The following is a 19384-nucleotide window of genomic DNA, read 5'->3' on the forward strand; positions in this document are numbered from 1 at the left end:
AAATCATTATCCAGCCAAATCATCATTTCCGAAAATACTCCTCAACCTTCTAAATGCTCAGATCATGAAAAAAATGCTACCGCTCCTGTTGTCACTTTTTATTTACCTGTTGCAAAACCAGGGTACAGTAAATGCGCAATGCGGCTTAACCAACTCCATTTTCGGCACGGCCTGTACAGGTCATATACTAACTGCCTCGGTGTCGGCTATCCCCTGCGCCATTGAATGGCAATTGAATGGCACTACCGTACATTCGGAATTTCCACTTTCGTGGAGTTCATCCGGCACCACCGTGGCAGGTGGCAACGGCATTGGCAGCGGTGCCAATCAGTTTGGAAACAGCACGCCGTATTCCACATCTACAGCCGGCGGCATTGCAGTGGATGCATCCGGAAATATTTACATCTGCGATAATCCGAACCACCGGATTCAGAAATGGGCGCCGGGTGCAACAGAAGGCATCACGGTAGCAGGAGGAAACGGTGCCGGCAGCGGAGCAGATCAGTTGAATAACCCTTCAGACGTTTTTGTGGATCAGGCGGGTAATGTATATGTCTGCGATAACTACAATGCCCGTGTACAGAAATGGGCCCCGGGCGCAACGTCGGGCGTAACGGTTGCCGGTGGAAATTCATTCGGTTCAAATGCCAATCAATTCTCAAGTGCCTTCCAGATCTTTGTAGATGCCGACGGGAATGTTTATGTATCGGACAATGGAAATTACCGTGTTCAAAAATGGGCGCCGGGTGCTACAACCGGTGTGACGGTTGCAGGTGGTAATGGCTACGGTTCAGCAGCGAACCAGTTAGGTTATTCGAGTTATATTTTCGTGGATGCGACCGGCAATTTGTATTTATCAGATACGTACAACCAACGAATCCAGAAGTGGGCGCCGGGTGCCACCGAGGGCGTCACGATTGCTGGAGGCGGCATTGGAATTCTGGAATATCCGCGATCCATTTACGTGGATGCCGCCGGCAATATGATGCTCATCGCCAATGGATTTAATGGTAATCACCGGCTGATGCGCTGGGCTGCCGGCGCTACGGAAGGTAAAACGCTGATGGGTAAAATCAGCTATGGCAATAGCCCGGACCCTTTTAACACTGTCACGGATATGACACTTGATTATAATGGCAACATTGTACTGATTGATGGATTTAATTTCCGTGTTCAGCAATTTAACATTGGCGGTATCATCAACACTTTTGCTCCGGTAGCGGCGGGTAATTACCAGGCAGTGGCATTATCTTATGGAACAGGTTGCGCTGCCGTATCCAATACAATCACGGTTGAACCTGCACCCGTGGTTACTTCCTCTGCCAGTGAAGTTGTTTGCGGCGGCAGCAATATAGTGCTCACGGCATCCGGTGGTACATCGTTTACCTGGCAACCCGGCAATCTGTCAGGCGCCGTTCAAACTTTTGCGCCGGTTAATACCAGTACCTATTCGGTGACAAGTGATGTGAATAGCTGTGTCACGGAAGCCACTATCAATGTGTTTCCGACACCAGAGGTTACTATCAGCGGTGATAACTGCACCGGCCATCTGCTTACTGCAACGCTCAATGCTATACCTGCCAAACTCGAATGGCAGCTTGATGGAAACACGGTATCAACAAAGATTCCTTCATGGAATAAGTCAGGAACAACAGTTGCCGGCGGTAACGGCGATGGTAGCGGGCTGAATCAGTTCACCAATACGTCTTACGGCATTACAGCAGATAAAGATGGTAACCTGTATGTAGCTGATGCCGGTAATCATCGAATACAAAAATGGGCGGCCGGCGCAACCTTTGGCGAAACGGTGGCTGGAGGAAACGGGCAAGGATCAGCAGCCAACCAACTGTATAACCCCACTGGTATTTGCCTCGACGCTGCAGGCAATCTGTATATCGCTGATGGTGGCAACAACCGCGTCCAGAAGTGGGCGCCAGGAGCGGGCAGCGGAACCACTGTGGCAGGTGGCAATGGCTTTGGCAGTGCACTCAATCAGCTGAAATATCCGAGTTATGTGCAGGTTGACGCCTCAGGCAATGTGTATGTATTGGATGGATGGGATAATGCACGGGTAATGAAATGGGCACCGGGCGCAACGGAAGGCGTGGTAGTTGCCGCTGGAAACGGACAAGGGAATGCCGATAATCAGATAAATCTCGGAACAGGTATGGTGATGGATGAGGCAGGTAACATTTATGTAACCGACTGGTATGCCAACAGGGTACAGAAATGGGCACCGGGCGCAACCATAGGTGAAACGATCATGTCTGGCTTCTACCTCGCGAATGGTTTATTTGCGGATGGCAGCGGCACTTTCTATGTCATCAACAGCCCATATGTATCACCACACTATGAATCGCACGTGGTTCGCTTCAGAGTTGGAGACTATGCTTATGAGGAGATCATACCTGCCGGCTATGGTGCCGCAGCTAATCAACTGGCCGGTGCGACGAACGGTTGTTTTGATAATGCCGGCAAAATGTATGTGCTGGATGGCGGCAATCGCCGGGTTCAACAATTTACAGTAGCTGATATCCCGGCAACCTATACACCTTCAACACCGGGCAACTATTCGGCACTGGCAACATCATTTGCCGGATGCCAGTCATCCTCCAATAGTATAACTGCTTTGCAGTCGCCGATCGCGGTATCGCAAGTTGCAAGTATTTGCGCAGGCAGCAATAATCAGCTTTCTGTTTCTGGCGGCAGCAGCTATACCTGGAATCCAGGCAACCTCAGCGGCAACACGGTAACAGTGTCACCTGCCGCTACTACTACGTATACTGTAACCGACAATGCAACTAACTGCACCACACAGATCATGGCCTTTGTGCCGGCATCTTCATCACCGGTTATTGCAGGTACCTCATGTCTGGAAAGTGGCAATCTGACGGTAATGTATGCGCAGACACCTGCCATACTCGAGTGGAAATTAAACGGAAACACAGTAGCGACTTCTGCGGCAACCTATTCAAATGACAATAAAACAGTGGTGGCTGGTGGCAACGGTAACGGGGCTGATCTGAATCAAACAAAATATCCGCGTGGTATGGCACTGGATGCGCAAGGCAATGTTTATGTGGCAGAAGAAGGAAACAACCGTGTAACGAAATGGGCACCCGGTGCTACCCAAGGTGTGGTTGTTGCCGGTGGTAACGGAAACGGTTCAGGAGCCAATCAACTGAGCTACCCCGAAGGGGTATTTGTTGACAAGTTCAACAACATTTATGTTGCTGATCAGAATAATGCCCGCATTCAGAAATGGGCACCGGGTGCTACTGAAGGCGTAACAGTGGCTGGCGGCCATGGCACTGGCAGTGCATTAAATCAGCTTAGCAATCCACTAAGCGTATATGTCGACGATGCAGGAAACATCTATATACCGGATCAGAGTAATCACCGGGTGGTGCTGTGGACGCCGGGAGCAACACAGGGTATTGTGGTGGCCGGCGGCAATGGCCAGGGTTCTGCAGCCAATCAGTTTTACTGGCCCATTCAGCTGACATTCGATAAGCAGGGCAATTTATATGTCGCCGATTATGGCAATCACCGCATATCAAAATGGACGCCGGGCGCCACGGAAGGTATTACGGTAGCCGGTGGCAATGGTGCTGGCTTCAATAATAACCAGGTAGGCAATGCCCAAGGAGTTGCAGTTGACGGAGAGGGCAATGTATATGCACTCAGCGGGTACAACAGCTATATTACGAAATGGGCGCCGGGCGCCAGCACCGGAACCTACCTTGCAGGATATTGCTGTTCTCCTCCCGGTGGAATTAACGGCGCATATTCACTGATGGCTGATGCAAGTGGTAATCTCTATGTTGCCGATTACGCAAACAGCCGTGTTGTACGGTTTAATGCTGCCATAAGCGGCAGCGAATATACTCCAGCGGCTGCCGGTGACTATACAATTGCGGCAACGCAGTTCAACGGCTGTATATCAACATCAGCAATACATATTGTTTATCCTAAACCCGTTATTTCACTTGCGGGAAATCTTTTCTTTTGCGAAGCAAGTTCCACCACGGTTGATGCGGGCATGCATGAAACATATAACTGGTCAACCGGATCAACAGCGCAGACAGAAACCTTCAGCGCTGCCGGAAATTATTCACTTACGGTTTCAGACAGCGGTTGCACGACCACAAATAACTTTTCCATTGCTGCACAGTCACCCGTAGTCAATGTATCAGCGAACCCGTCTTCTACCTGTGTGGGAAGTCCTGTGCAACTCTCTGCCACACTTGTTTCCGGTGGCGTGGAGACACAGACGATGACTTACTACATTGATGGAAACCACCTGGCAGGGATGCCAAACAGTTGTTCAAATAATTCGCGTTATGGTTACTACTGGGATGGCGCTCCGGGCGTTTCTTACATTGATGCAGGTATGGGAACAGCAACTTCCGTAAAGGTAGAGTTCAATGTAGGGTACGACTATGGTGCCGGCAGTCAGCATAGTGTCTCTCTTAACGGGTATTCAACCGGTGCCGGCTTCACTGCACCGCATAACGCCGCCTGCAATGCTGCAGACCCTGCGAATTTCATGACGGTCACTTTCACACCTTCCAATTATCATATTGGAGGGAGCAACACCATTTACTTCTCTAATCCCTATTATTTTGGCCTCACTCCTTCCCCTGCCATCAATAATTACTACGCAAAAGTTACGGTAGACTACCTGAAGCCTGCAGTAACCTACAGTTGGCAACCAAACGGTGATACAATTACCAACCCATTGGTGCATCCGCTTACAACCACCACATACACACTTACCGCTGACAGCAAAGGCTGCAGCAGCGTATCAACGGTGAATGTAAATGTGGCTGCTGCTCCGGGCGATACGGCGGTATTTGGTGATCATGTATGGAATGTATATGCTTTTAATGCCGGTGGCTCTACCAACACGGGCCATTCATGGAATGAAGCGTATTCCGGATATTATATTGACAACAATTTAAACTTCAACACCCAAACTAATTGGGCATCGAATGCGTCACCCTCCGCTGCATCAGGCTATTCGGGTTGTGCCGTGAACAGTGATAATCATAGCTGGTCGGCGAAAAGAAAGGGATTCACCTGTGGCACTTATAAGATTGATGTTACGGGCCATGAGAATGAAGGTCAGCTATTCGTGAACGGTGTTAAGGTTTGGGAACATACCGGCAGCGGTGATTCACACGCCAATGTCTGGACCGGATTCCTGGATGATAATTCCACTGTTGTATTCAGAGCTACGGCAGGAACAGGCAACTCATCAGGCGGTATTAATTTCACCTTACAATCCTTCATTACAGTTAACGGGCCTGTTACCATCTGCCCGGGTTACTCGGTTCAGCTTACTGCAGGCAGCGCCGACAGTTACCTCTGGAGTACCGGTGAAACAACGCAAAGCATATCAGCAAGCAGCAGCGGCACTTATACCGTCGACATGACAAGCAATGGTTGCACGAATACCGCTTCACAGGTTATCACGGTGACACCGCTTGATACGGCAGTTATTTCCTCCTATTACAGTCCGGACTTTTCATTTTGCCCGAGCCAGGGATCCATTGACCTGAAGATTGGTTACAATCCGCTTGTTACCAGGTTATGGAATACCGGCAGTACAAGTACCATAATTTATGTGTCGGCGGCAGGGGATTATTCCGTAACCATCCAAGATGCACTTGGCTGTTCAGCCACATCTCATGTAACGGTTAGCACAGATGTTGCAGGTGAAGATAGCACCTTCGGCGATAATGTATGGAAAGTGAATGCCTATGCACAAGGCTATTACAGTTACTACTATGGGTATTATACCAGTGGCCGGGCATGGTATCCTGATGACTATTCAGGATATTATCTCGACAGCAGTCTGAATTTTAATTCAGAGGATGAATGGGATGCTGATTCCAATCCTTCCACTGCAACAGGATACCATGGTTGCTCCATAGGAGATGATCTTGTTTCCTGGAATGCCAAACGGCAGGGCTTTCCATGCGGCATTTACCAAATCAATATACTCGGCCATGATGATGACGCGCAGTTGCTGATTGATGGCGTGAAAGTTTGGGAACATCTTGGCTGTTGTGATGTGCATAACAATGTATGGACAGGACCATTGAATGCAAGCTCTAAAGTGGAATTCATGGTGAATGAAATGTATGGCGGTGATAACGGTGCCATTGAATTTATACCCGTCAGCGGTACATCCAACTTTATCAATGTATCTGGCAACCCTGTTACCTGCGATGGCCAGTTCTATACGCTTACCTCAAAGTTGCTTGGAACATATCAATGGTCTAATGGTGAAACAACCAACCCTATCCTTGCAGGTTCAAGCGGCAGCTTTGCGGTTACGGTTACCGATGCAGCTGGTTGCACTCTTACTTCAGATCCTGTGAGCGTCACCATTCTTCCTAATCCGGCTCCGGTGGCACATATCAATGCATCGGCCAATAGTATTTGCGACTGGATACCGGTTACATTATCATCTGACAGTACCAATGGAAACTTTTGGAGTAACTATCAGGTTTCGCAAAGTATCATTATTACCCAAGGTGGCAGCTACAGTTTAACCGTGACAAACAACGTTGGCTGCACTGACCAGAGCTCGATAGACATTGGTCTCGGATATACTTTACCGGCACCGGTGGCGACAGTCAGTGACACGATATGTGAAGGCAATGGCGCCACACTTACAGCCAGTGGGCTTGCTCCCGGCGGCCAAGTGGCTTCATTCAATGGTTATAACCAGTATATCAATGTAACTCAGGATATTCCTGAAAGCAATCTCACCATAGAAATGTGGGTGAAAACAACAGCAGCCTATACTGGCATCTTCAGTGTCACCGATGGTTTCCTCGGAAACAACGGTAATGACCGCCACCTCTATCTGCACAATGGAGAATTGTATGTACGAACATGGCAAGGAAACGGCTGGAATACCGGTGCTTACATAAACGATGGTAAATGGCATCATATCGCCCTCACCATTGAAACGGGCGTCGGCCAGAAGGTTTATGTTGACGGAATCCAGGCTCCCAACATCAGCAACTACGATCACTCTGATTTCATTACTCAAACACAATTTAACATTGGATTTTCCAATGACGCGTATAATCAATTCTTCGACGGGCAAATCGACAACGTGAGAATCTGGAGTGAGGCAAGAACGGAGGCCGATATCAGGAGCAATATGTTCAGCGAAACACCAGCCATCATGACCAACCTGGTGTATGAAGCCACATTGAATGGTAATGCGAATGCAGTAATCGGCAACAATGGTACGTCGCCGAACGGCATGTCTTACACCAGCGCCAATTACTATACGTACCAGTGGACCGGCACCGGTGCACCTGCCGCATCCAGCAGTGAAACACAAACCACGTCGGCGATCAATGCAGACGCTGTGTACCAGGTTGGTGCTTCTTTAGGCGGTTGCTCCGTCACGATGAGCAACACAACCGGTGTGACTGTATTACCCAATACGACTTACTATGCTGATGCCGACGGCGATGGATACGGCTCGTCATCCGCCGCCGTTCAGCTTTTCTGCTCAGATCCCGGCAGCGGATATTCATTGAACCATGATGATTGTGATGACTTACTTGCTTCGGTTCATCCCGGTGCTGCTGATATCTGCAACAACATCGACGATAACTGCAACACTATTATTGATGAAAATGCTGTGAGCGTCAGCATCTCAGCTGATGGTCCGACTACCTTCTGCTCCTGGTCTACCGTTCACCTGTCTGCCGGTGCATCCGGTGCTGGTTCAATCACCTATCAGTGGCTGAATGGAAATGTTCCCATACCCGGTGCAACAGATGCGGCTTACACACCTGCTGTTTCCGGAGTGTATGCCGTTGCGGTGAGCAATGGAATTTGTACGGATACGGCCAACAGCACCACTGTAAATATTCTCGCAAGGCCGGATGCCGTGATTGCTCCTACGGGCAGCCTGAGCGTTTGTAAAGATGTTACTGTTACATTCAGCGCCAACACCGGCGCAGGATATGCATACCAGTGGTATAAAGGTGTTGCCGCAGTTCCCGGTGCCACCAATGCAACCTATGATGCAACAGGGGTGAAGAAAGGTTTCTACAGCGTGCTGGTCATCGCGCCGAATGGTTGCTACAATCACTCCGATTCTACGGAGCTCATTCGTCTCAATGTTCCGCCTTCCGTGATCAATATTCTCAATCCGGCCGGCAATCCCGATCTGTGCATCAATGGGCAGGTTAAGCTGCGTGGCACGGGCGGGTCGGGCTTCACTTATGAGTGGTATAAGAATAATGTTCCGACAGGTGTTACATCACGCGATTACATCGTTACCCTGGAAGGCAACTACACAGTTAAGATTACGAATTCCTACAACTGCAGTAAGATGTCAGCTCCGGTTTCCGTGATCAGTTCCTGCCGTGGTAATGAAAATCAGGCAATGGAGCCAATGCCATTGCTCAGCATCTATCCTAATCCGACAGACGGGCATTTTGCAGTCAGTCTTTCCCTCTTCAATTCATTCACCGGCACTTCAACAGTGGAAGTCTATAATATGTTGGGACAAGTAGTGCGCAGCGAAACGGTTCCGGTTACGGATGGTGAATTATTCAGCGAAATGGAGATCGGAGAAGAGATGGCAGCCACCACTTACCTGCTGCAGATAGTGGCCGACGGCCAGGTATTTAAGCAACAAGTGGTAGTGCAACATTAAAAAAGTGTCAGATTAATTACTTATCAGGAAAAGCCTCCACTGGGGGCTTTTTCCTTTTTATACCCTAATGTTCTGGTGCAGGAGATAACTTAAACCAGGCAGGGTTTTCCGGCGAAAGCAAATAACCACCATTCGGTGTGGCCGGAAAGATCAAATACTTCAGCTTAAGCTAAGATGCAAAAGTTGTAGAAAGGCCAGGTTCAAATTCAACTTAATTTTGATTTTTCTTATCTTGTATTTGCCTGCAAAGTATCTTCTTCAATGCAATCATCCGTATGAATCCAAAAGTTGATTTTTATTTTAAGGAAACCAAACGCTGGCAGCAGGAAATCGCCATGCTGCGAAAGATACTGCTGGATGGTGGCCTTGACGAGGAATTGAAGTGGGGATCTCCCTGCTATACGATGGAGCATAAAAACATCGTGCTTATACATGTGTTCAAAGAATACTGTGCCCTTCTGTTTTTTAAAGGTGCCTTGATGAAAGACCCGGAGAAAATCCTGGTGCAACAATCAGCAAATGTTCAGGCGTCGAGGCAGATCAGGTTTACGAACCTGCCGGAAATTACCCGCCTCAGGAAGATACTGAAAGCTTATGTCCTGCATGCAATGGATTTGGAAAAATCAGGGTTGAAGGTGACACTCAAGAAAACGAATGAGTTTCCTATGGCAGCAGAGTTTAAAAGAAAATCAGACAGCCATGCAGCACTGAAAAAAGCTTTTTACGCGTTAACGCCCGGCAGGCAAAGAGGATACCTGTTGTATTTTTCCGCAGCAAAACAGACAGCAACGCGTGAGGCCAGGGTTACAAAATGCATACAACAGATACTGGACGGAAAAGGACTGAATGACTGACACCTTCAGGTTCATCCTTCACGGAGATGTGTTGTGTTGTGTGAATGATGTGACTTGCAACACGGGACGAAAAAAGCATTTAACCTTCCACCCACAAAAAATAAGATGATGAACAACAACAAAAAGAAACTCTCCGCGGCACAACAAGAAGAACTTCTCAGCACCTTAAAATCCCGTTTTACAAAAAACATACAGCGCCACCAAGGCATTGATTGGCTGAACGTGCAGGCAAAGCTGGCAGCACAACCCGCAAAATTGTGGTCGCTGTATGAAATGGAAAGAACAGGTGGTGAACCCGATGTGATTGGTTATGATAAAGGCACAGGCGAATATATCTTTTGTGATTGTGCAGCGGAAAGCCCGAACGGCCGGAGAAGCATCTGTTACGATCATGAGGCGCTGGAGACAAGAAAAGAACATAAACCCGAAGACAGTGCCATGAACATGGCTGCTGAAATGGGTATTGAACTATTATCGGAAGCGCAATACCGAACACTGCAGCAACTCGGCATCTTCGATACCAAAACCTCGAGCTGGATTCTGACACCGGCAGCAATCAGGAAACTGGGTGGCGCAATCTTTTGTGATCGCCGTTATGACACCGTATTCGTTTACCATAATGGTGCTGAATCCTATTATGCGGCAAGAGGCTTTCGCGGCGTATTAAGGGTCTGAAGCATCAATCTGTTTTGCAGACACTATTGACAAAACTGCTATCGGCTATCAGCAGTAAACAGGCACTAATCTGAAACCTGATCAGTCGCGGAGCTATTCTTAACTCTTAATTTTTCAAGCAGCTCAGTTGAGTGATTGAATTGCATTACCACTATGTAGCTGAAGCTCTCCCATCGCTGATTTCAGAATTAATCATCTGCAGAACTATCTGTAATTTATACGGCCGCCGGTAATTCAATGAAATGAAAAACTGCATGCATAACAGCGATTCAAATGCTGCTGCGCAGTTGCGAACGTAAACAGGAATTCATGTGTGTTACATTTGATCTTATTACACATGCTGTTGTGCAACTATGGCTTATGGATGTGACCGGCAAGGTGGTAAAAACATTGAGTGATGGATATGCGCATTCAGGGGATCATCTCAAAACTTTCGATGCAGCACGTGAAGCCCTGCCGGATGGATTTTATCTTTTACATGCTTAGGCCGGCGGTAAGGATTATTATGTGAAAATGGTGAAGGTGCAGTGAAACATGCATCGTTAAAATTATCATTTGCAGTATCATGCAATTCCATCATCAGGCATTACCGAATAACGGCATGCGGCACAGAAGGGTACGCTTTTAACGGTAATTGACTGATTTTTGATTAGCCTATAGGCTGAAGAATAAATATTTCAACTATGCCTGCTCCGGTTCAGCATTTTATAATATTTTTTAAACAATAGTTGCAGATCCTGTAACATATCCTGATTGAACATGCCTGCTAAAAATAATCAGCAGTGTACACTGCGTGGGAAATTGAGCCAGTTATCTCAGATCTATTTGCGATATTTAAGCTGTTATATTTATACATGAGCAACAACTGAAACTATTATGAGCGCTCAACCCAAAATTTTATTCAGCACACAAAGTTACCGTTACCTTCGTGATAAGATTTTAGCCGGCGCGCATTTTGAACCGGGGGAAACGGTTTATAAAAAATTTCCCGATGGTGAGATTTATCAGCGTATTCTTTCTGACGTCGAAGGCCGTGAAGCCATCGTAATCGGTGGCACCATTTCCGATGAAGACACGCTGGAACTTTTTGATCTCGCCTGCTCCATCGAGAACTATGGCGCCATCTCTCTCACGCTGGTCATTCCGTTTTTTGGCTATTCAACCATGGAGCGCGCCGTGAAAGAAGGCGAAGTGGTGAAAGCAAAAACCCGCGCCATCCTCTTTTCTTCCATTCCTGAAACATCGTTAGGCAACCGTGTGCTGCTGATGGATCTGCACTCGGAAGGATTACCACATTACTTTGAAGGCGCCCTCCGCGCAGTGCATGTGTATTGCAAACCCCTGATCATGGAAGCTGCCATCGAACTGGGCGGATACAACTTTGTGCTGGCCAGCACCGACGCAGGCAGAGCCAAATGGGTGGAATCACTGGCCAACGATTTGGGTGTGAACGCCGCATTTGTTTTTAAGCGAAGAGTGAGCGGCAATGAAACACACATCACTTCCATCAGCGCTGACGTTCTCGGAAAAAAGGTGATTATCTACGATGATATGATACGCACCGGCGGCTCTTTGATAGAAGCCGCTTATGCTTACCGCCAGGCTGGCGCCAGGGAAATCAGCGTTATCACCACGCATGGCCTGTTTGTCGGTGATGCATTACAACGCATCAGCAACAGTGGCCTTATCAGCAAAATTATCTGCACCGATACGCATCCGAATGCCTTAGCCCTGCAGCGTGATTTTCTTCAGATCAAATCTGTAGCAGGATTGCTCAAAGAAAGGTTGTGATGCATATATAAGCGGCGACTTAAGAAACCTTCTTCACTTGCAGGCCGTCTGTACAATCCTTCAACAGATCTTTTACTGTTTTTTTAATTTTCGGATGCATGAAATCCGGAGCTATATCACATAATGGCTCGAGTACAAATCTGCGTTGATGCAACCTTGGATGCGGAATAATCAATTGATCAGCTTCAAGATTAAGGTCATCGTAAAAAAGAATGTCGATGTCTAAAGTTCTTGGTGTATTCTTTTCGCTGCCGGTGCGACCTTCGCTGATTTCAATGGCCCGGAGTGCTTCAAACAACTCTATTGCCGGCAATAGGGTTTCGATCTGAATGGCCTGGTTCAGGTAATCTTCATGGTTCATTACGCCCCAGGGCTGTGTCTGATAAATAGCAGAGGTGCTGATGATGCTGCCAGCCACTGCTTTTATTTTTTCCAATGCATGCTGCAGGTGCAATTGCCTGTCGCCGATATTACTTCCGGTTAAGAGGTAAACAGTGTGGGTGATTTTCATCCGTTTCTATGCCCGCTATAATTATTCCGTCAGGTATTTTAAGACCAGGTTCGCTGCCAAGATCAGCTTAATTCTGCTTTTTAAACTTATAAAAGCTCAAGCATGTCTTGATTAAGCCAAAATAACTTTGAATTGAAATGCCAAAATATTCCATATCTGGCGGTTACTTTCCCAATAAATTAAAAAAAAGGGAAGCGTATTTCCATTGAAATGAATCCCTTTCTGAATCAGTTTATCTCAATTGGACAGTGCAATTCACAAACAGCTTTGCAAAGCTAATGTTGCCGGCTAAGGCTCATGCTTACTGCAGCATTTGCCCTCCACAGGCCCACCTTTGCCAGTGCTGATACCATGCCCTACCCGCTAATTGAATATATTAAATCAGTTTCACAATCGATTTTTCCCTGTTCAGCACTTTTTGTTTGAACGCCCTGAGATTGCCGTATATTTTTGGCCATCATTAAATCCCTGCTTCACCCGATTCCTGTTAACATTCATTTAAGCCACATCCCGTCCCGATGAAGAAAATTTTATATGCTTCCCTGCTAATCCTGTTTTTCAACCAGCTTGCCACAGCACAAACAACACCCGTTTGGGTAAATAGCATATCAGGTACAGGCGATAATTCCGACCGCTACAATGCAATGGTACAAGACGGCGCTGCAAACCTTTACCTGGGTGGCTATACTTTCAATACCGGCAAAGACAAAGATTACCTGTTGGTAAAAATGACGGCTGCCGGCGATACACTCTGGACCAGGCAGTACAATGGCGCCGGCTTTGGCGCCGATAAGATTTTTTACATGGCGTTGGATCCTTCAGGCAATATCATTGTCACTGGCGAATCCGACGGAGGCGGTATCAACCAGAACGATATTTTGACGCAGAAGTACAGCGCTGCCGGTGCACTGCTATGGTCTGTTACCTACAATTATACTCCTTTCAACCAGGATGATTCACCACTGGGACTGGCTGTTGACAATAGTGGTAATATTTTCATCACCGGATCCAGCGACCGCGATTCAACAGCCGTTTCCAATGATGATATTATCACGCTGAAGTACAATGCCTCGGGCATACTACAATGGTCGGCACGCGTGAACGGAACCGGAAATGCAACGGACAGAGGAAACGGCATTGTAGCTGATAATGCAGGTGGCTGTGTGATTACCGGCAGAACTGCTTCATTGCTCGATGATGATATAATAACCATTCTTTATAGCAGCGCCGGAGCAGAAACCTGGCGCACCGTTTACAACAGGGGATTTGGTAATGACCGTGGTGAAGATATTTGCGCAGATGGCACCGGATTTTATTACGTGACCGGCCGTTCATCCAGCGCAAGCGACTACGATGCGGTTACCATCAAGTACAATGCATCCGGCGTTGCGCAATGGACAAAATTCTTCAACAAAGTGGACAATGACTATGGAAATCATATTAAAGTTACTGCCGCCGGTGATGTATTTGTGATCGGTCAGTCAGACGTTGACAATTCAGGCGGAACCACTGACTATGATTTTCTTATCCTGAAATACAATTCCCTCGGAACGCAACAATGGGCTAAAACATTCGGCAATCCTGCATTGAACGCAGAAGATCCAAACGATCTGGCTATTGATGCTTCCGGTAATGTATACGTTACCGGGAAAAGTGATGTAAATGCACTGGCTGCAGTTACAGCTGATAATTTCCTGACCGTCAAATACAATGCATCCGGTGTTTTGCAATGGAGCACTTACTTCGACGGCACCGCTGTTAACAGCGATGATATTGCTGAAGCAATGGTGCTCGATGCATCGGGCAATCTTTACATTGCCGGAGGTGGTGACAATGCATCATCGCAAAAAGATGCCAGCGTAATAAAGTACGCGGGAGCAACCGGTGTGGCTACCTGGACAAAAAATTACAACGGCAAGGGCGATTTCTCAGATAAGGTGCAGGATATGATTGCTGATGCCGCCAATAACATTTATGTGACCGGCTATGTCTTTTCACCCGAACAGCGTAAAGATCTTTTCACAGCGAAAATAAATGCTGCCGGCACCACCCTTTGGTATAAAACGTATGATTTCTCATTAGCGGATGACGAAGGCAAAGCCATCACACTCGATACCAGTGGCAATGTATATGTTTGCGGCAACAGCATCGGCAATGGTACCAGCGATGATTATATCACCATAAAATATGATGCCCTGGGCAACATGATCTGGTCAGCCCGTTACAATTTCGTGAATGAAGCGGATGTCGCTACTTCCATCAGTGTGAATGCAGCCAACGGTAACGTTTTCGTAACCGGTTACAGCGATGCCAACAGCACTGCCTCCGTCACCAATTATGATATCGCCACGGTAAAATATTCCTCCATCGGAAATGAAAATGCTGTGGTCAGGTATAATGGTTCCGGTAATGGTATTGACCGGGGCGTAAGGATAATCGTCAATGGTAACAGCTCCTATGTTACGGGCAAAACCTGGAATGGATCCGATTACGACATCGTCACTATAAAATATAATGGTTCGCTGAGCCAGCAATGGGCATCCGTATATGCGGGCAATGGGCTGCTCGACGACGAGCCGCGTGATATGATACAGGAAAACGTTACCGGTGATTTGTTTGTTGCCGGCAATACCGGCACTGTTGCAAGCGGCGATAATTATCTCACACTCCGTTACAAGAATGCAGGTGCATTACAATGGAGTTCTTCCTACAACGGTACAGGCAACAGCACCGATCGCGCTTATGGCGTAGTGACTGTTGCTGACGGTGTTTTTGTTACCGGTCGCAGTGCACCTGCTGCCGGCGCCGACAGTGCGGACATTGTTACCGTCCGCTATGATAAACTAACCGGCACGCAATCCTGGATAAACAGGTACAACGGAGCAGCTGCCGGCACTGACCGTGGAAATGCCATCACTGCCGATGCCGGCGGAAATATTTTTGTCACCGGTGAAAGCATTGGGGCATTCTCGGGCAGCGATTATGTTACATTATTATACGATGCTACCGGCAACAGGAAATGGGAAGCACGGTACAACGGAACCGGTAACAACGAAGATGTTCCCAGGTGCATAGTGGCAGATGCCTCCGGTTACGTTTATGTAAGCGGTTACGCAACAGGCACAACTTCCGGGTTCGATGCAACTACATTAAAATACTGCCCGCCGCCGCCAGTGAGTGCAGGAGCAGATGTAAGCATTTGCAAAGGGGCTTCTGTAAATATGAATGCCACAGGCGCTGTCTCCTATTTGTGGACTCCTTCAACGGGTCTCAGCAGTGCAGTCATTGCCAACCCTGTAGCCAGCCCTGCCATAACAACTACCTATGTTGTAAGCGGCACCAATGCACTCGGCTGCAGTGCCGGACAAGACACCGTTAAAGTTATTGTTAAAGGATCACCTACCGCGAAAATTACGGCCGGTGGTCCGCTTTCATTCTGCCAGGGCGACAGTGTCATCCTATCTGCCACTGCAGGAACCGGCTTTACCTATCAATGGAAGAAAGGATCAGCTATCATTGCAGGTGCCACCAACATCAGTTATACGGCGAAAACTGCGGGTACATATAAAGTGACCATCACAAATTCCAATGGTTGCAGTAATACTTCCAAAGGAACAAAAGTGCAGATCATCTGCAAAGAAGGAGTCATTGCATCGCCCATGATGATGGCACCCAACCCGTTTGAAAACAATTTCACCATACAGCTTCCTGCCAGAGTTGTTGCTGACATCGCCATCTTTGATGTGCTTGGCCGGAAAACCGAACAATACTTTCGTGTCAGCAATATACTGACGATGGGTGAACACTTATTGCCTGGCACGTACCTGATACAAGTGAATGATGGCGAAAAACGCACCACCTGCAAAATCGTAAAAACAGGAAACTGATCAATGCTGCCATCAATAAAACAGTGATTTGTCTGATGCTTAAAACCAGCTCATGCCAACTAAAATAAAATTTGCCGCTTGCCTGTTTTATCTTCTCGTCCTGCAACAGGCAGTTTCAGCACAGCCTTCCGCTGAGTGGGTTTTTCATTATAATGGAGAAGGAGATTACACCGACCGTTTTACCTGTATGGCTTCCGACGCTGCGGGTAATATTTATGCAGGAGGGTCCTCCGTGAATATCGGAACCGATCGTGATTTTCTGGTACAGAAATCAGATGCTGACGGCAATATAATATGGAGAACAATGACAGGCGCCGCAGGCAACGGACCGGATGAGGTAACTGCCATCTGGGTAGATGGATCACAAAACGTTTATGTGACCGGCTTTGGCAAAAGCCAGGATGCAGGTAATGATTTTCTCACAATTAAATATGACCCTAATGGCGTGCTTACCTGGTCTGCTGTTTACAACTACGATGTCGCGAATGCTTATGATCAGCCAAACTCCATTGCCCTCGATCAGGAGGGAAATGTGATTGTTACAGGCCAGAGCGACAGCGACCCGGGCCCGCTTACCAAAGATGATTATCTCACAATTAAGTATTCATCCACCGGCAGCCAGGTATGGATACAACGATACAATGGTTTGGGTGATGGCACCGACAGGGCCGTGAAGGTGGTAACTGATAATAACAACAATATTTATGTGACCGGACGAAGCTACAATGGCTCCTTTGACGATTATGTAACCATTAAGTATAATGCGGCGGGAACACAGCAATGGCTGAAATACGGCGACCGCAATTTCACCGACCGCGCCACGGCAATGGCTATCGATGCCAATGCGAATATCTATGTGACCGGCTGGAGCAGCAATGGATCCAATGATGATTTTTATACCATTAAATATAATAGTTCAGGCGCCACGCAGTGGTCAAAAGTGGTGGATGGCGTTGACCAGGATCGTGCACTCGCCATCGCCGTGGATGGCAGCGGTAATGTGTACGTTTCGGGCAGCAGTGATGGTGATAACGGCCCTTTTGTAAATCTTAATTACAGAACTGTTAAGTACAACGCCAATGGTGTGCTGCAGTGGAATGTGGTATATGACGGAACTGCCGGAAATGACGACATACCATCCGCAATAGCCGTTGCAGGCAATGAAGTTTTCGTTACCGGCACCTCAGACATTAATGCCACACCGGCGATTTCGAATGATTTGGTGACTATAAAATACGCCTCCGGCGGCACTGTGCAATGGACAAAATCTTATGCAGGCACTGGCGGATTTGATGATGTGAGTTATGCGCTGCTTGCTAATGCCGGCGGAAATACCTTTGTGGCCGGTTATGAAGAAGATAATCAGCAGCAACGGAATGCACTCCTCATCAAATACGATAATAGTGGCACGCAGCTTTTCAGCAGCAACTTCAACGGTACCGGCGACAACAGCGATAACATCCGTGACCTGAAAACGGACGTATCCGGAAATCTATACCTCGCCGGTTATGCAGTGCAACGCGGGCAAAACCGTGATTTCTTTATTCTTAAGCTGACTGCCACCGGCGATACTGCCTGGACCCGTTATATCAACGGATCATCGCCGGACAGCGAAGATGAAGGGCAATCAATTACCATAGATGGTACAGACCATCTGATCGCCGCCGGCTTCACAAAAAACAGTGGCAGCTCCGGTGATTTTACCGCAGTGAAACTGGATGCGGCAGGCGATTCAACATGGCTCCGTTATTTTGATTCACCCACTCATGAAAATGATAAGGCATACGACATGCAGCGTGATGCAACCGGCAATATCTATATCACCGGCCGCACCGACAGCGACGCAGGACTGAATTCCAATGACGATGCAACAACCATAAAATATGACACTGACGGAAACCTGCTTTGGAGCCAGTCATATAATGGCACAGGTAACGGCCCTGACCGCGGAAGCTTTGTGAGGGTGGCCGCATCCGGAAACATTTACGTCGGCGGCCGAACGTTCAATGGCAGCAACCTCGATATGCTCTTCATCAAATACAGCAGTGATGGTAACCAGCAATGGATAAAAAGCATTGACGGCGGCTTTGGCAATGATGAGATAAGAGCGATGGCGATCGATAACAATGAAAACATTTATGTAACCGGCAGCAGTGCCGGCGCAACCGACTCCGCTGATTTGATTACCATGAAATACTCGCCTTCCGGCGATCAGTTGTGGCTGAATCGTTACAACGGCAACGGCAACGGAGGCGACTTTGGCGAAGGCCTTGCAGTTGATCCCGCAGGCAATGTGCTTGTTACCGGTTATACTGACGCAGATAATACGGCTGCTGTTAACCTTGATATCTTAACCATAAAATACGACGGCAGCGGAACTGAACTTTGGAATAAAACAGCAAACGGCAGCGTTAACCTCGATGCGATCGCTGATGCCATCATCACAGATGAATTCGGAAATGCCTATGTAGCAGGTCACGGGAATAATGGCTCTGCCACCGATCTGAACTTTGATATCATCACCATCCGGTACAATGACGATGGAACAGAAGCCTGGCAAACTTCATACAACGGTGTATCCGACACACTCGATGAACCAAATACCATGTTGCTTTCCGGTAATGATCTGTTTATCGCCGGCAGCAGCTGGCAAAACGGTCAGCAACGTGATATGATAGTGATCAAATACGCATCCGTAACGGGCATCCGCTCAATCGCTCAAAATGAAGCGGTGAATGTTTTTCCAAATCCCTTTACCGACGTGCTTCATATACAATCACCGGGATTGTCAAATGCTGAACTGATATTTCAATTATTTGATGTAACAGGAAGACTCATCTGCACAACAGCTGTTAAAGGAAACGATTCGGTGCTACTTCCCGGCAAACTTGCACCCGGCTGCTATACTTATGCAATACTTAACAACCGTCTGACCATACAGGCAGGCAAACTCATTCACTGAACA

The 19384-nt window shown here is 47.6% G+C and carries 8 protein-coding genes; 7 read left to right on the forward strand and 1 reads right to left on the reverse strand.

From position 1 onward, the window contains the following. Positions 1–64 precede the first annotated feature (64 nt). From K1X61_08405 to prs, 5 genes are all read left to right on the forward strand, one after another. On the forward strand, positions 65–8701 hold the full coding sequence (locus K1X61_08405) for a T9SS type A sorting domain-containing protein (protein MBX7108650.1): 8637 nt from the start codon (positions 65–67) through the stop codon (positions 8699–8701). A 275-nt stretch (positions 8702–8976) separates the two neighbouring features. Then, on the forward strand, positions 8977–9555 hold the full coding sequence (locus K1X61_08410) for a DUF1801 domain-containing protein (GenBank protein ID MBX7108651.1): 579 nt from the start codon (positions 8977–8979) through the stop codon (positions 9553–9555). 108 nt (positions 9556–9663) lie between these two features. Continuing rightward, positions 9664–10230: a DUF4256 domain-containing protein gene (locus K1X61_08415; protein ID MBX7108652.1), complete on the forward strand. Its 567-nt coding sequence runs from the start codon at positions 9664–9666 to the stop codon at positions 10228–10230. A gap of 309 nt (positions 10231–10539) precedes the next feature. Then, positions 10540–10716: a hypothetical protein gene (locus K1X61_08420; GenBank protein ID MBX7108653.1), complete on the forward strand. Its 177-nt coding sequence runs from the start codon at positions 10540–10542 to the stop codon at positions 10714–10716. Between the two features lie 390 nt (positions 10717–11106). Continuing rightward, complete coding sequence (prs, locus tag K1X61_08425) at positions 11107–12021, forward strand: ribose-phosphate diphosphokinase (GenBank protein MBX7108654.1); 915 nt, start codon at positions 11107–11109, stop codon at positions 12019–12021. 19 nt (positions 12022–12040) lie between these two features. Here the strand turns inward: prs and folK are convergent, their stop codons facing one another. Beyond that, positions 12041–12532: a 2-amino-4-hydroxy-6-hydroxymethyldihydropteridine diphosphokinase gene (gene folK, locus K1X61_08430; protein MBX7108655.1), complete on the reverse strand. Its 492-nt coding sequence runs from the start codon at positions 12530–12532 to the stop codon at positions 12041–12043. Positions 12533–13050: 518 nt separating this feature from the next. Between folK and K1X61_08435 the strand changes: the two genes are divergently transcribed. Continuing rightward, positions 13051–16419, forward strand: a complete 3369-nt coding sequence (locus K1X61_08435) for an SBBP repeat-containing protein (protein ID MBX7108656.1) — start codon at positions 13051–13053, stop codon at positions 16417–16419. Between the two features lie 52 nt (positions 16420–16471). Then, a complete protein-coding gene (locus K1X61_08440) occupies positions 16472–19381 on the forward strand; it encodes an SBBP repeat-containing protein (GenBank protein ID MBX7108657.1) in 2910 nt (969 codons plus the stop codon). Positions 19382–19384: the final 3 nt, after the last annotated feature.

It is taken from the genome of Chitinophagales bacterium, assembly GCA_019694975.1.
Lineage (GTDB): Bacteria > Bacteroidota > Bacteroidia > Chitinophagales > UBA10324 > JACCZZ01.